The following is a 14,987-nucleotide window of genomic DNA, read 5'->3' as shown; positions in this document are numbered from 1 at the left end:
TATTTATATACTGATGAAAATAAAAATATTTGCTTTAATCCTTGTTGCTTCAATATTGAGCGCTTGCTCTTATAAATTCAGTGGGGCATCAACAACAGGATTAAAAACGGTGGTTGTTCGGGTATTCGAAAATAATGCGCCATTAGTGGTACCAACACTAAGTAACCAGATTACCGAATCGTTAAAGAGCCGGATCCGCAATCAGACCAAATTGATTATTTCTCCCACAGGCGAAGGCGATGCATCGTTTGAAGGAAGAATAACGGGCTATGATATTAAACCCGTTGCGCTTCAAAATAGTGCTACACCTACTTCAGGTGCAAACAGATTAACCATAACCGTTTCGGTAAAGTATAAGAACAATATAAAAGAACACGAAAAAGAAAGTTTTGAAGAAAGCTTTACCAGATATTTCGATTTTCCGATCAATGGGGCACCAATTCAAACCTTATTGCCTGGAGCCATCGAAAATATTAACAAACAATTATCGGAAGATATTTTTAACCGTGCATTTGCGCAGTGGTAAATAAAGCAGGATTCTAAAAGACAAAATTTTCAAAACCCGTCTACATTTTTTTAACTTAGCGGCAAACCTCGATAATGGATAACAAAAAGCTACTGGCAGATTTACTTGCGCAACCTGGAAAGGTTGGACCAGAGCATGTATCCATGTTGCAGGAAATGGTGGCGCAATTTCCATATGCCCAGCCCATTCATTTACTGTTAGCCAAGGCTAGTGCATCAGCTGTGCCAAAAGCAGCACTTTATAGCCAGGGGCATGTACTGTTCCATGTATTAAATATGGTTTCAGTCCGCGAAACAACAGAAGAAGAAGAAATTAACGAGATAGTTGCTGAAAATACACAGGATGAACAGGTAGTTTTTGAAGAAATAGGAGAATTAGCTCCGGATCTTCACTCAGAAAACCCGGTAATTCCTATAGAAACGCCAAATCACCTGCCGGGTATTGATAGTCATTTAATGGACTTACCTGCAGATGATGATTCTTTTATTGAAAGTGTAGCTGCTACCGATTTCTTTGCCTTTGAACAGAAATTAAGTACCGATGTGGTTACGACCGTACCAGAAATTGAAACGGTTGTTCCTGATGAGCCCGAAAGGAATTTTGTTTCGCAATATAACGACGATAAGCTTCCGTACACGTTTTTATGGTGGTTGGCTAAAACCCGTAAAGAGCACGAGCAGATTTTTCAACCTTATGCCCGCCCTAACGCTGGTAAGGTAAAACCACAGCCGCAGAACAACCAGCAGCAAGAAAGAGCTGAGTTTCAACAACAATATGTAGAGCACATCTTTCACATTCAAACGCCTTTCGAGGTAGCCGATCATTTAGCAGAATATCCTTCTGCCGAAATTAAAGATGCAAAGGGAGCTGAAATTATCGAGCGGTTCTTAAAAGAAGATCCAACAATCAAGCCGCCGAAGCCAGAACAGATAGACAATGAAAATAAGGCAAAGAAAAGTGCAGAAGACAATTACGACCTTGTTTCGGAGACTTTAGCTAAAATTTATATCGAGCAAATGCTTTATCACAAAGCCATAGATACTTATAAAAAATTAAGTTTGAAATATCCGGAAAAAAGCCGTTACTTTGCCGACCTTATCCAATCTATAGAAAAGAAATTTTAAAATATAATATTACCATGGTAACCTTTTTAATCATTTTATTAATTATTGCGTGTGTGGCCTTAGGCTTATTTGTTTTAGTACAAAACCCTAAAGGCGGAGGTTTAGCTACAGGCGGTGGCACCAGTAACATGTTTGGTGTACAGCGTACCGGCGATGTTTTAGAAAAAGGATCGTGGGTATTGTTAACTCTGATCGTAGTGTTAACCCTTGCCGTTACTACAATTGCTAAAACCAGCGGTGGTACTGCAGCAGTTGGAAACTCAGCTATACAAGAGCGTTTAGATAAAACACCATCACCATCTCCACTTGGCGGAAGTTTAAACAGCACTAAACCTGCTGCTACGACTCCGGCTAAAACAGACTCGACAAAGAAATAAGTAATACTTACCCGTATTTTATAAAGCTTTCCTCAAAAAGGGAAAGCTTTTTTGTTTTTTAACATTCCGTAAAAAATGAATCAACCCTTTGTCTCTTAACACACATTTAACATAAAAAGCTTTAAATTGCAGCATGAAATTAAGTGTGCTGGTTCTATTTACTGCTCTCGCCGTTGGTCTTTCCATCGGGATGGTTAATTTTTATTTTCAGCATAGCCTGTATTACATGGCTATTTCTTTTGGCGTATCGTTTCTGTGCAGTTTTTTGGTTTTTTATTATTTGCTGGAGAAATATATTTACACCAAAATTAAACTCATTTATAAGCTCATCCATAACCTTAAACTAGGTAAAGATTTAAAAGATGCGCTCGGCGAGTACGTGAGTTCTGATCCGATTAATGATGTAGAACAAGAAGTAAAGGAGTGGGCAGGCGCAAAGAAAAAAGAAATAGATTTATTAAAAAAACAGGAACAGTTTAGAAGAGAATTCCTTTCAAATGTTTCGCACGAGTTTAAAACCCCGCTTTTTGCCATTCAAGGTTATATCGAAACGCTACAGGACTGTTTGGTAGATGACCCGGATCAGGCTGTATTGTTTCTAAAAAAAGCTGAAAACAATGTAGAGCGACTGAGTTATTTAATTAATGATTTAGACGTTATTTCAAAGTTAGAAACAGGCGAATCGCCAATTAACTACCAAAAATTCGATTTTGTGCAATTGGCAAAAGAGGTAATGGAAAACCTCGAAGACCGCGCTGAAGCAAAAAACATTAAACTCTTTTTTAAAGATAAATATACTGCCATTACATTGGTTTCGGCCGATCGCGAAAAGATTAGGCAGGTGTTAATTAACTTGCTGGTAAACAGTATTAAGTATGGCATTGATGGTGGCGAAACAGCCATTAAAATTTTTGAACTGCACGATCAGGTTTTGATCGAAGTTACCGATAACGGCATCGGTATAGAAGAAAAACATTTGTTGCGTTTATTTGAGCGTTTTTATCGCATTGATACCCACCGGGCGAGAGAAGTTGGAGGCACAGGTTTAGGTTTAGCCATTGTAAAACACATTTTAGAGGCACACCAACAAACCATTTCGGTAAGAAGTACGCCAGGCATAGGCACAACCTTTGCTTTTACGCTACAAAAAGGCGGGTAGCCTTAGAGCGCCGATAATCATTCTTCTGTTTTTGCCACGGAAACACGGGACGCACGTAAAATGTGGCATCCGATTTCATTCCGAAAAGCAATTTACCGCTGTTGATAACCTATTTATTTCATTGTCAGCTACCTGAAAGTATAGAAATAACGCACGCCTGACTAAATAAGGAGATAATTAGTTAATATAATTAATAAATTAACATTAACTTAACATTGGGCTTGTAGCTTTGCAACATATTAAAAATTAACATGAACAATATTTTTAAGTTCTTTACACCTCAAGACAAAAAGTTTCATCCGCTTTTCGAGCAGGCAGGTAGCAATGCATTAAAAATTGCAGAAACCCTTTTAGAAATGGTTAGCACAGGTGATGCTGAAAGCAGAAAAACAATTTTTAAAGAAATTGAGCGCTTGGAGCATGTAGGTGATGATATTACCCATTCAATTTTTCTTGAACTGAGCAGGAACTTTATTACGCCATTCGATAGAGAAGACATCCATGCATTGGCTACTGCTGTTGATGATGTTGCCGATTATATTTATGGTACTGCAAACCGTATGCAGATGTATAACATGAATACCATTAACGAGCCGATTGTTAAAATTGCCGAGCTTTTGGTAGAAATGTGTACTGATATTGATAAAGCAATCAAAGAATTACGCAGTTTCAAAAACATCCGCGTAATTGCCGATGCTTGTATCCGTATTAATAGTGGCGAAAATCAGGCTGATTATGTATTTACATTAGCGGTAGCCCGTTTATTCGAATACGAAACCAATGCGATTGAATTAATTAAACAAAAAGAGGTTTTACAAACGATAGAAAAAGCGACAGATAAGTGTGAGGATGTGGCGAATGTGCTTGAAACTATCTTGGTTAAAAACGCTTAATAAAAAACAAACATGGTAACTACCTTATTGGTTGTTGTTGTAATTCTGGCTATTGCTTTCGATTACATTAACGGCTTTCACGATGCCGCTAACTCGATTGCAACAGTTGTTTCTACAAAAGTTCTTACGCCTTTTCAGGCGGTTTTGTGGGCTGCGTTGTTCAATTTCGCTGCCTACTTTTATTTTACCGATCACAAAGTAGCCAATACAGTTGCTAAAACGGTAATTGAAAATTATATCACTTTAGAAGTTATCCTTGCAGGTTTAGTTGCTGCAATTATCTGGAACCTTTTAACCTGGTGGTATGGTATCCCTTCAAGTTCATCACATACCTTAATTGGCGGTTTTGCTGGTGCAGGTATGACACATGCATTACTTATAGGCGCTAGTCCGCTTGATGCTGTAAACACGGGTTATGTAATAAAAATTGTTTCCTTCATTGTACTGGCACCAATAATCGGTATGGTTATATCAGTGGTATTAACACTGATCATTATCAACATCTGTCGTTATGCTAAGCCAGCAACTGCTGAGAAATGGTTTAAACGCCTGCAATTGCTTTCTTCTGCTGCATTAAGTTTCTTTCACGGAGGTAACGATGCTCAAAAGGTAATGGGGATCATTGCAACAGCTTTAATCGCCTCAAAAGTAATTCCTAATTTCGAAGCCATGCCTGCATGGGTGCCAATTGCCTGTTATTCGGCAATATCGTTAGGTACAATGAGCGGCGGTTGGAAAATTGTTAAAACCATGGGTTCCAAAATTACCAAAGTAACCGCACTGGAAGGTGTTGCTGCCGAAGGCGCTGGAGCAGTAACTTTAGGTATTACAGAGCATTTTGGCATTCCGGTTTCTACAACGCATACCATTACAGGTTCGATTGTAGGGGTAGGTGTAGTAAAAAGCGTTTCAGCAGTACGTTGGGGTGTAACCATCAACTTAATCTGGGCCTGGATTTTAACCATTCCGGTTTCGGCTACATTAGCGGCAATTATTTATGCCGTGATCTATTACTTAAAATAAAAACAAAATCCTTTAATATACTTAAGAGACCAAAGCTAATTGCCTTGGTCTTTTTTGTTGGGGGTTTGTTTTTTACAACAGATAGCATTTAGGCTTATGGTGTTACCACAGAGGCCGCGGAGTTTTACACGGAGTAACACCGAGCTCTTGGACCTAACTTCATGTCCTCAGTGGTTTTCCTCGGCTAGGATATCAATGACAGATTGCAGGGACGGTCGTCATTTCGACTGGAACACAGTGGAATGGAGAAATCTTTGAACTATGTTAATAGATCTCTCCTCCAAAGGAATTCCTTTGGAACACTACGGTCGAGATGACGATACCTTCCAACATGTAACCAAAATCTCCGTTTCAGTTATTAAATGATGTGTTTAGTAAGTGCCTTGTGTTATTTCCTGACAGAAGCATCAGGCTTAATAATTTACGAATCTTTCATCAACACTCCGATGTATTTGAAAAGTTCTAACCTCTACCATTGACGTTTTATAAATAACTTATCCCTTAAGCTGAAATGCGAGGGAATTTTAAAAAAATAGAAAGTTTATTAGAAAATATTGGGTGCCTGAAACCTTTCGCTGAACCGTAATAAATAGCTGAAACTTAAAACTTAACGCTTAGTTCTACTAAATCAGTGCCGTTTTTAGGCAATACCCAATCAGGGCCTTCCTGAATCAGTCTTTTGGCTTCCGCATCGGCTTTTTTGTTCAATGATTTTATAACGCTGATATTTGTTGGGCGTCCGTTACTTTTAACTTTGAAACTTAAAATCACAAATTGTTCTGGGCCTTTAGGGTTATAAAGTTTATTGTTATTCTCTAAATATTGGTTATAGTTAATGGTAGAAACCGGAATAGGCTTTGTAATGCTATCAACTGATTTTCCATCCAGGTTTTGTTCTGCACGCAATGTAATTTTTGGTGCCGCAATATTTTCTTTCTTATGCCCGTTCGAACCTGTAATTAATGCAATTTCGTTTAGCGATTTATTCCCACTCAAGGCACTTTTTATCGCGTTAGGATCTTGTAGGCCAGCTACAGGCAATTCTTTAAAGCCAATGGCATTAATCAATAAGTCCTTATCTTTTGCGTTACTATCGGCAGGTAAATAGAAATAACCTTTAGCATTAGTTGCGGTTACATTTTTAGAGCCCGCTAACTTTACCACAGCACCCTGAACAGGTTGGCCATTGCTTTGGTCTACAACGTTGCCGCTAAACGCAATTTTACTTGAGCCATATGCCGGAACAGGCGCTGCTGCTGCCACTACAGATTCATTTTGTATACTTTGTTCTGCCTTTGCTTTATAAGCGGATGCGTCGAAGCTCTCTGCTTTTGCGGCTCTAGCCCGATTATAATCTGAGGCAGCTTTTACCTCGGCCATTTGTTGCGCTGCCCGTTCTAATGCAGGTTTTGCTTTAGTGTTTTTCGCTAAATCACCTGTTTTTGCGGCTGTAATTGCCTTGTCTACCAAAGCTGCCCTTGTTGAGTTTTGCGTAACCGTATCTTCTTTAGGTTTGGGTTGAACTGAAGCAATACTTGTTGTACTATCTAACTGAACCATTACACCACCCTGTTTATGTGCAGCAAGTTCTGCATTCCTGCGGTTCGTTTCACGCATAAAGAATAAAATGCTTACCGCAATAAATGCTACAGTTGCTGTTGCTGCAATACTTAATCTTTGTGTGGTAATGCCCCAAAGCTTGCGTTTTATAGGTTTTTCAGAAACACGGTCGTACAGTTGTTTTTGTAAAATAGAAAGTGTTTGCTTGCGTTTAGGTGATTGTTTCAGTCCTTCCAATGCTTCGGCAACAAAAGGATCTTCCAAAGCCTGTCTTTCTACAAAGTGCATAGCCTTAGCATCAAGTTTACCATCCAGGTAATCTTCCAGAACATCAATATCTAACCAATCGTTACTCACTACTGTTTTTCTCTATACAAATCTTTAAATTCCGCTTACCATTTTGGATGTAACTCTTAACTTTAAGCATGTCGTAGCCCGTAATATCGGCTACTTCTTTATAACATTTTTCTTGTAAATAAAATAAATCTACGCTTTTTCGCTGTTCTTCGGGCAAAGTTTCCATACACTTTTCCATAATGGTAAGCTTCGTTTCTTTTGTGTTGTCTATATCCAGATGCACAAACTCACTATTTTCCACAAAAGTATCGTCTAATGAGACATTATTTTGCTTCGCCGATTTACGTAGTGCCATTAAACAATGGTTCCGCGTTAAAACATGAAGCCAGCTTTTAAAGTTCTGCACCTCGTGTATTTTCAGCTTCGTTACCAGTTCTTCAAAAATCTGCATTACCGCATCCTTACTTTGCTCTTCATCTTTAAAGTAGTTTAAGCAAACCCCGAACACCAAATGCATGTATTTATTGTAAAGCGTACCCAACGCGTCTAAATCGCCCGTATTTTTATACTTGGCAATCAGTTTGGCGTCGTCTTGCTGGGCGTTCCCAGATGTGTTTTTTATAAACCTCAAAAAAATGGTAGCTATTTCGAATTATCTTTCAAGTATAAAAAATATTTCTGAGTGATGGCATATAAACTAATTTTTTAGGAAGAGAAGGGCCTAAATATTTTACATTGTTCCTTATCTTTTTAAGTGGTTTAACATTGTTGCATGTGCAAAGGCTTATCTTTGAGGGTAAATAAGAATTATGGCAGTTGTTTTGCTAAATAGGATTAAACACACAAAATGAAAAAGATCAATATTTTATCGGCATCACTGGCCATGCTGGTATTTGCAAGCCTAAATGTTAGCGCACAGATTAAACTGAGCGATATATTTAAAAAAGTAACCGAAAAACAGGGCACTACTACAGCTGCCACCGGAACGCCGTCTACTTTTGAAATAGGGCAAGGGATTAAGGAAGCGCTACAAATCGGTGTTTCTGCAGGTGCCGATAGGCTTTCGCTTAAAGATGGTTTTTTAGGCAATCTGGCTGTTAAAATTTTGATGCCTCCTGAAGCACAAAAAGTTGAAAGAACATTACGTGGCATAGGCTTGAACAAACTTTGTGATAATGTGATTGTAAGCTTAAACCGGGCCGCAGAAGATGCTGCTACCGAAGCAAAGCCTATTTTTATCTCAGCCATTAAACAAATGACATTAACCGATGCGACTAATATCTTACTGGGTAACAAAGACGCGGCTACCGAATACTTTAAAAGGGTAACTACTTCTCAGCTGATGCAAAAATTTAGCCCGATTGTAACCACAAGTTTAAATAAGGTAAATGCCACCAAATATTATAGCGACTTAACTACACAATACAATCGCCTGCCTTTGGTTAAGCCTGTAAATACGAATTTAACCGAATACGTTACCCAAAAAGCGATAGATGGTTTATTTGTTGAAGTTGCGAAGGAAGAACTCAAAATTAGGGGAAACTTAAGCTCAAGAAGTACAACCTTGTTGCAAAAAGTATTTGGTTACGCGGATAAGAAAAAGATTTAATCTGTTTAGTTGTGGTTCGTGAAGACACGAACCACGGCAGAAAGATATCAATTGCCTCGGTCTTCTTCCTTGGTCTGTGTCCTCACAGACTGAATTAGATTTAAGTGTAGGTATTGATTGTTGCTCGTGGATACAGGAACCAGAGCGAAGGATAAAATCGATCAGCACAAAGTTTGTATTAAGTAAAATAAAGCTTCTGCTTCCCTTCAAAAACCGCAGACACAAAAACTATTTGTAAAATTGTACATGACGAAAATCAGCACCACATTAGTTTCTATTTTAATTTCCTGCGTTGCATTAATTACTTCCTGCAATAGCAATAAATCCGAGGCAGAAAATGCGAAAGCTGTTTTAGATACTGTTTCTTTAAGTAGTAAAAATTTCGCGTTAGCCTATCAGGACGGAGATAAAATTGTAGCCACGAGTATCGATACCATGAAACAGATTTCGTTCGGCGGTGCTACCGACCCGGCTATTTCTCCTGATGGAAATAAATTGGCCTATACCCTGAGCGATTCGGCCGGGAACAGATCCATTTGGGTTGCCGATATGGAAAACAAGAGCCAGGGTAAATTGCAGGTAAATAGTAATAATTATTATCAGGCCATGTGGTCGCCTGATGGAGCTGCGATCGCTTTCAATATTTTTAACAGTAAAAACTTATGGAAGATAGGTGTTATAAAAACCGATAATTCTGGATATGTGATGCTCGATAGTGCATCTAAAATAAATGTTTACGCGCCAACCTGGAAAAATGAAAAGGAAATCATCGGACAGGATCTTACCAAACTTTACACCTTTGACCGTACCGGAAAGTTAATCGATACTAAATTAATAGCCGATTTGATTGGGAAAGAATTTTCCATTGCGAGTAGCAACCGTTTCTTTTATACAAAAGATGGGGCAAAATTGATTTTTAATGCAGGAAATGCTGATAGTTTAGACGGATTAACGGGGCCAAGTGAAGCAGTTTATATTTTAGATCTGGCCAGTAAAAAAGTACAACGGATTTCGCCAAAAGGTATAAATGTTCCTTATGTTTTTCTTACGGCCGATGATCGGATTTTTTATAGCGGAGCTGAAAAACCCTTTACACAAAGCAAAATATATGTTTCTGATTTAGAGGGGAATATTAAAACGGTAGTGGATAAAGGAAATAACCCTACGGGTGCATTGAAATAATCTGTTTATTATGCCAAATAAAACAAGAATCGTTATTGTAGGGATTGGTGGGGTGGGTGGATATTTCGGGGGCTTACTGTCTAAGAAATACAGCAACGGAAATGATGTAGAAGTTGTTTTTGTTGCCCGTGGCGAACATTTAAAGGAGATCCAAAACAAGGGTTTAACTGTAATAAAAGGGGACGAAAATTTTGTAACAAAGCCATATCTGGCTACTGATGATTATAGTAAAATTGGCGTGGCCGATTATATTATAATCTGCACGAAAAGCTACGATTTAAAACAAACCATCGAAAAGTTAAAGCCCTTAATCAACCATAGAACGATATTATTACCCCTTTTAAACGGTGTTAGTGCAAGTGACGAAATTTTAGAAATCCTGCCCCATGCAAATGTTTTAAAAGGTTGTGCATTTATCGTTTCCAAGATTAAATCACCAGGTATAATCGAAAATTCAGGGAATATTCAAAAGCTATCTTTTGGTATGGATGGACCAATAGGCGAAGCGGTTTTACAGCTGAAAGATTTAATGTTTGATGCAGGAATCGATGTAACGGTTTCGAATAAAATCTCCACCGCCATCTGGGAAAAATTTATATTTATTTCTCCTACGGCTACCGCTACATCTTATTTCGATAGCGCTATTGGAAAGGTATTGGAAGAAAATCTTGAAACTGTTCTGAAGTTAATTGAAGAAGTGAAAAACCTTGCCCTGGCTAAAGGCGTAACCATCAGTGATGACATTTCAGACAAAACATTAAATACGATGAAATCGATGCCCTACGAGGTTACCTCATCCATGCACCGCGATTATCTCAATCAAAAAGCACAAACAGAAGTTGAGTCGTTAACAGGCTACATTGTACGGGAAGCCGGAAAACTTGGTATTGCCGCGCCAACTTATCAAAAACTGTACGAAGGATTACTCAAAAAAGGCTTGCTATAAGTCGTTAAAAAATCAGGGTGTTTTGACTGAAAAAATCGATTTTCCGAAAAAAGTAAAGAAAATTTAAAGTAATATTGAGTTTCATCCGTTTACTGGGTTATTAAGCAAAATTTAGTGCCAACAAACGAACCTCAAAATATCATTTCAACGGTTGCCAATTATGGTAAGCGCTTATTCAGTTTCATCCGCGGAAGGGTGAATACGGATGAGGACGCTGAAGATATTTTACAGGATGTTTGGTTTCAGCTCAGCAATCAACCCGAGGCTGGCGCCATCGAGCAGATTAGTGGTTGGCTATATCGGGTGGCAAGAAATAAGATCACCGATAAATACCGTAAACAAAAAGAAGAATCGTTAGAAGATTTCACTTTCGAAGGTGAAGATGGCGAAATCAATTTTAAAGAGATTTTACTTGCCGAGGCCTACTCACCAGAAGAAGAAAGTTTAAAAAAACTATTCTGGGATCAATTGTTTTTGGCCTTGGAAGAACTGCCGGAGAATCAGCGTTATGTGTTTGTTCAGAACGAATTGGAAGAACGCACTTTTCAGGAACTGGCAGATGAAAGCGGTGAGAATATCAAAACATTAATATCAAGAAAGGGTTATGCTGTAAAACACCTGCGTAACCGTTTACAAAATTTATATCAGGAATTTATTAACTATTAAATTTGCAGACATGATGAATAGAAATTTTAATCGGCGCAAGAAATTTATTTTCTTTTTACCCGTGGCGGTGCTTATTGCAGCGGTATTGGGTTATGTGGTTATGTTTTTATGGAATTGGATTTTACCTGAGGTGGCACATGCAGGCAAACTTAATTATTGGCAAGCCCTCGGTTTACTTGTGCTGTGTAGGTTGCTTTTTGGAAACTTTAATAAAGGTGGGCATGGAGGACATAATGGCTTCCGCGAGCGGGCAAGAAGCATGCGTGCCAAATGGGAGACGATGAACGATGAGGAAAGGGCAAAATTCAAAGAAGAATATAAACGGAGATGTGGCGGATGGGGCCACTATCGCAATAAGGAATAATTTAGAAGCCTCGATTAAATTCGGGGCTTTTTTGTTTGATCTATTTCTCCGTTATTCTGAACATCTTGAAAGCCTCTTCGCAAATCGCCATCTCGACCGCAGCAACGCGGAGTGGAGAGATCTATCAAGACAGATTTCTCCATTCCGTTGCACTTCAGTCGAAATGACGATCTATTAGAAGATCCTTCGACTCCGCTCAGGATGACATAACGAAAGGATGATTAATCACTTAGAAAGATCCTTCACTGCGTTCAGGATGACAAAATCCTTAGTAAATAAAAAAAACAAAATAATTTAAAGTAAAAATAAAGTTGCTCCGTCTTCCTATGTAAATAACAAAAACAGAGATGTGTTAGTCAATTTGTTTATGATGAATTGGTTACCGTAAAAAAAATATAGAAGATGAAAAAGATATTAAAAACCATAGGATTCGGGATTGTACTCGGTACAGTCGCTTTCTTCATACCATTTGTGTTCAAATTTATATTGGCCATCATGCTGATCGGTTTAATGTTCAGGATTTTTATCGGTAGGCGCCACCGTTATTTCCATAACCGCTTTAACAGTTTCGAAAATCATTACAACCCAATTGTGCCAATCGATAACCAATGGTACAGGCCAACCGTACAAGGCAATGGAACAGTTAACAACATTAACGTAAATTATTAACCGCCATGAGAGCATTTAGAATATTATTGGCATTGGCTGTTGCTGCAGGAACTTTTTACAGCTTAAATGTACTGGCCGTTCAGAATGGATACCGCGATCGGTTAGATTTTAAAAACAGGCATTATCAGGATGATTGCCAGCAAGAACATCATAGAAACCATAGTTACAGTCACCATGGCAGAAAAATGGATAATGCCGTGATTAGTCCTGTTGATAGTGTAAACAAAGTAAATAGATAACGTTATGTCACAGGTACTTTTTTTAAGCGATCCATCTCTGGCCGATGTTAGTCCGATTTTGGGTATGGCAACCGAGCTGATTACCCGAGGGGAGAAGGTAACTTTCTTTAGCTCGGACGAATTTAAGGTTCCTATAGAACAAATCGGTGCTGACTTTAAAGCCTACAATCGGGAATTGAATATTTTCCAAGGGAAAAAGGCGATTGATGAAGAAGAAAAACCTAAATCGGGATTAATCAGCGCCCTGCTTGAGCCAATGAAATTTATCGATGATATTTTGGTTCAGATAAGGGGGGTAAGATTTGATTACGCCGTTTTCTCGCCTTCATATCCCTATGCAAATATCATTACACAGCTATTGGGTATCCCTAAAACGGAGCAGGCGGCTTACAACTAATTGGCTTAAGCCGATAAATTAACAGAATAAACAACAATTAAAATTAAACAAAATGTACAACGAACATAGATGCCTTTCGGGCAAGATGCATAGTCGCTTTGGCGCAGGAGAGGGAAGATTTGGAAGGCACTTTGGTGGTCCTTTCGGTCACCACAAACATGCCATGTTTAACCAGGGCTTTAGAAAAGTGCCCGTTAACATAGAAGAAACAGAAAGCAGCTTTATTATTGAGCTTTTTGCACCAGCTTTGGTTAAAGAGAATTTAAAGGTAATTACAAAAGATGATGTATTAACCATTTCTTACCAAGCTAAAGAAGAAGCCGATTCCGCTAAAAAGTATAGCCGCAGAGAGTATAGCAACGGCACTTTCGAAAGGGCTTTTGGCCTAAATGGAAAAGTTTTAGTAGAAAATATTTCAGCGAGTTATGCTGATGGAATTTTGAAGGTTACCCTACCTAAAAACCCTGAAACGAATACACCAGAAAAAGATATTCTGGTAGACTAAGTTTCGTCTATTATAATTTCCAGGCCCTCGGTTGTTTATTACAATCGGGGCTTTTTTGTTTTTATACCACCTAAGGCGTTACCACATATGCCGTTTAAAATCATTTAATATATCGATATTAAAATGCGGTTTGCTATTCGCGGTATTTTAAGGTACTTTTGCTAAAAGACATAAACACAATAGATTGAATTTTAACGATTTTAATTTTAACCCCGATTTATACGAAGGCTTAATGGCCATGGGGTATAAAAGCGCTACTCCAATACAAGAACAAGCCATCCCGGTAATTTTAGATAATCATGATCTGATTGCCTGCGCTCAAACCGGTACAGGAAAAACGGCCAGCTACCTTTTACCCGTAATGGATAAAATTAGTAAAGCTGCCGATAGGCACAACAATACCTTGATATTGGCTCCAACACGCGAGCTTGCGCAACAGATTGATTTACAGGTTGAAGCGCTAGCTTATTTTACCAATATCAGCTCTTTAGCTGTTTACGGTGGGGGAGATGGTATCGCTTACGAACAGCAAAAACGTTCTATGCGCAATGGTGTGGATATTATTATTGCCACTCCTGGTAGACTAATGGCACATTTATCTTCAGGTGTATTAAAACTGGAACATTTGCAGCATTTAATTTTAGATGAAGCAGATAGAATGTTGGATATGGGCTTTTACGACGACATTATCCGAATTATTAGCTACCTGCCAAAGAAAAGGCAAACACTTTTATTTTCGGCTACTATGGCACCGAAAATAAGAACCATGGCGGGTAAGATTTTGCACGAACCGAAGCAGATTACCATTTCAATTGCTAAACCTGCTGAGGGGATCGATCAACAAGCCTATAACATTCACGACCAACAGAAACAGGCCTTATTAACCGATATTTTTAAAAGTGGCCAATACAAAAGCAGTATCATTTTCGTTTCGACAAAAGAAAAAGTAAAAGCGTTGTATAAAACCTTTAAAGGATTGGGTATTAAAGCAGAAGCTTTTCACTCCGATTTAGGGCAGAAAGAACGTGAAGATATTTTACTGGCTTTCAAAAATAGAAGATTGCCAATTTTAATCGGAACAGATGTGTTATCTCGCGGAATCGACGTAGAGGGAATAGACCTGGTAATCAATTATGATGTTCCTGGCGATCCGGCTGATTATGTGCACCGTATTGGCCGTACAGCAAGAGCTGCAACCAAAGGAACGGCCATTACATTGGTTAACGGTAGAGATAAACGCAAGTTCGATAACATCGAAAAATTAATCGAAAAGGAAGTTCCCCGAATGCCATTGCCAGAAAGCATAGCTGTAATGGAAATTACGCATGTGGAAGAAAAGAGACCTCAACATAAGGGTAAGAAAAAGGTTTGGAACAAAAAGAAAAAACCAAAACCTTCTGTATAAATTACTTAAAAACGCCATAAGTACATTTCTTATTGGCGTTTTTCTT

General features: G+C 38.5%; 18 protein-coding genes. 16 read left to right on the top strand and 2 right to left on the bottom strand.

The genetic code is table 11. The annotated features are described in order from the left end of the window. Positions 1-13 precede the first annotated feature (13 nt). From LQ227_RS08930 to LQ227_RS08905, 6 genes are all read left to right on the top strand, one after another. Positions 14-526 (top strand): LptE family protein, encoded by a 513-nt coding sequence (locus LQ227_RS08930; RefSeq protein WP_230142826.1) that lies wholly within the window; start codon positions 14-16, stop codon positions 524-526. 74 nt (positions 527-600) lie between these two features. Further along, positions 601-1,650: a hypothetical protein gene (locus LQ227_RS08925; RefSeq protein WP_230149062.1), complete on the top strand. Its 1,050-nt coding sequence runs from the start codon at positions 601-603 to the stop codon at positions 1,648-1,650. Between the two features lie 14 nt (positions 1,651-1,664). Next, positions 1,665-2,027 (top strand): preprotein translocase subunit SecG, encoded by a 363-nt coding sequence (gene secG, locus LQ227_RS08920; RefSeq protein WP_230142823.1) that lies wholly within the window; start codon positions 1,665-1,667, stop codon positions 2,025-2,027. 133 nt (positions 2,028-2,160) lie between these two features. Then, entirely contained in the window at positions 2,161-3,186 is a 1,026-nt protein-coding gene (locus LQ227_RS08915; RefSeq protein ID WP_029274249.1) for a cell wall metabolism sensor histidine kinase WalK, read from the top strand. 251 nt (positions 3,187-3,437) lie between these two features. Continuing rightward, positions 3,438-4,079, top strand: a complete 642-nt coding sequence (locus LQ227_RS08910) for a DUF47 domain-containing protein (RefSeq protein ID WP_029274248.1) — start codon at positions 3,438-3,440, stop codon at positions 4,077-4,079. A 12-nt stretch (positions 4,080-4,091) separates the two neighbouring features. Beyond that, entirely contained in the window at positions 4,092-5,102 is a 1,011-nt protein-coding gene (locus LQ227_RS08905; RefSeq protein ID WP_029274247.1) for an inorganic phosphate transporter, read from the top strand. A 600-nt stretch (positions 5,103-5,702) separates the two neighbouring features. On the opposite strand, the gene LQ227_RS08900 is transcribed toward LQ227_RS08905, so the two are convergent. Beyond that, complete coding sequence (locus LQ227_RS08900) at positions 5,703-7,019, bottom strand: carboxypeptidase-like regulatory domain-containing protein (protein WP_230149060.1); 1,317 nt, start codon at positions 7,017-7,019, stop codon at positions 5,703-5,705. Next, positions 7,012-7,590: an RNA polymerase sigma factor gene (locus tag LQ227_RS08895; protein WP_230149058.1), complete on the bottom strand. Its 579-nt coding sequence runs from the start codon at positions 7,588-7,590 to the stop codon at positions 7,012-7,014. Before LQ227_RS08895 ends, LQ227_RS08900 begins: the two co-directional genes overlap by 8 nt. Positions 7,591-7,806: 216 nt before the next feature. On the opposite strand from LQ227_RS08895, the gene LQ227_RS08890 reads away from it, so the two are divergent. The 10 genes from LQ227_RS08890 (at position 7,807) to LQ227_RS08845 (ending at position 14,941) form a co-directional block, all read left to right on the top strand. Beyond that, positions 7,807-8,568 carry a DUF4197 domain-containing protein gene (locus LQ227_RS08890; RefSeq protein WP_230142821.1) on the top strand — a complete coding sequence of 254 codons (762 nt, stop codon included), beginning with the start codon at positions 7,807-7,809 and terminating at the stop codon, positions 8,566-8,568. 246 nt (positions 8,569-8,814) lie between these two features. Then, a complete protein-coding gene (locus LQ227_RS08885) occupies positions 8,815-9,750 on the top strand; it encodes a hypothetical protein (RefSeq protein WP_230149056.1) in 936 nt (311 codons plus the stop codon). A gap of 10 nt (positions 9,751-9,760) precedes the next feature. Then, positions 9,761-10,696 carry a ketopantoate reductase family protein gene (locus tag LQ227_RS08880; protein ID WP_230149054.1) on the top strand — a complete coding sequence of 312 codons (936 nt, stop codon included), beginning with the start codon at positions 9,761-9,763 and terminating at the stop codon, positions 10,694-10,696. Positions 10,697-10,810: 114 nt separating this feature from the next. Continuing rightward, positions 10,811-11,362, top strand: a complete 552-nt coding sequence (locus LQ227_RS08875; protein ID WP_057933206.1) for an RNA polymerase sigma factor — start codon at positions 10,811-10,813, stop codon at positions 11,360-11,362. Positions 11,363-11,372: 10 nt separating this feature from the next. Beyond that, positions 11,373-11,726, top strand: a complete 354-nt coding sequence (locus LQ227_RS08870) for a hypothetical protein (protein ID WP_230142818.1) — start codon at positions 11,373-11,375, stop codon at positions 11,724-11,726. 402 nt (positions 11,727-12,128) lie between these two features. After that, complete coding sequence (locus tag LQ227_RS08865; protein ID WP_230142817.1) at positions 12,129-12,395, top strand: hypothetical protein; 267 nt, start codon at positions 12,129-12,131, stop codon at positions 12,393-12,395. A gap of 5 nt (positions 12,396-12,400) precedes the next feature. Then, complete coding sequence (locus tag LQ227_RS08860) at positions 12,401-12,634, top strand: hypothetical protein (protein WP_230149052.1); 234 nt, start codon at positions 12,401-12,403, stop codon at positions 12,632-12,634. 4 nt (positions 12,635-12,638) lie between these two features. Then, a complete protein-coding gene (locus LQ227_RS08855; protein ID WP_230149050.1) occupies positions 12,639-13,031 on the top strand; it encodes a hypothetical protein in 393 nt (130 codons plus the stop codon). Between the two features lie 52 nt (positions 13,032-13,083). Further along, complete coding sequence (locus LQ227_RS08850) at positions 13,084-13,536, top strand: Hsp20/alpha crystallin family protein (protein WP_230142811.1); 453 nt, start codon at positions 13,084-13,086, stop codon at positions 13,534-13,536. A 184-nt stretch (positions 13,537-13,720) separates the two neighbouring features. Further along, positions 13,721-14,941, top strand: a complete 1,221-nt coding sequence (locus LQ227_RS08845) for a DEAD/DEAH box helicase (RefSeq protein WP_230142809.1) — start codon at positions 13,721-13,723, stop codon at positions 14,939-14,941. Positions 14,942-14,987 lie beyond the last annotated feature (46 nt).

The sequence above is a fragment of the Pedobacter sp. Bi27 genome, from assembly GCF_918698255.1.
GTDB lineage: Bacteria > Bacteroidota > Bacteroidia > Sphingobacteriales > Sphingobacteriaceae > Pedobacter.
The sequence above is the reverse complement of the archived record's forward strand: the minus strand, read 5'-3'. Positions and strand labels throughout refer to the sequence as shown.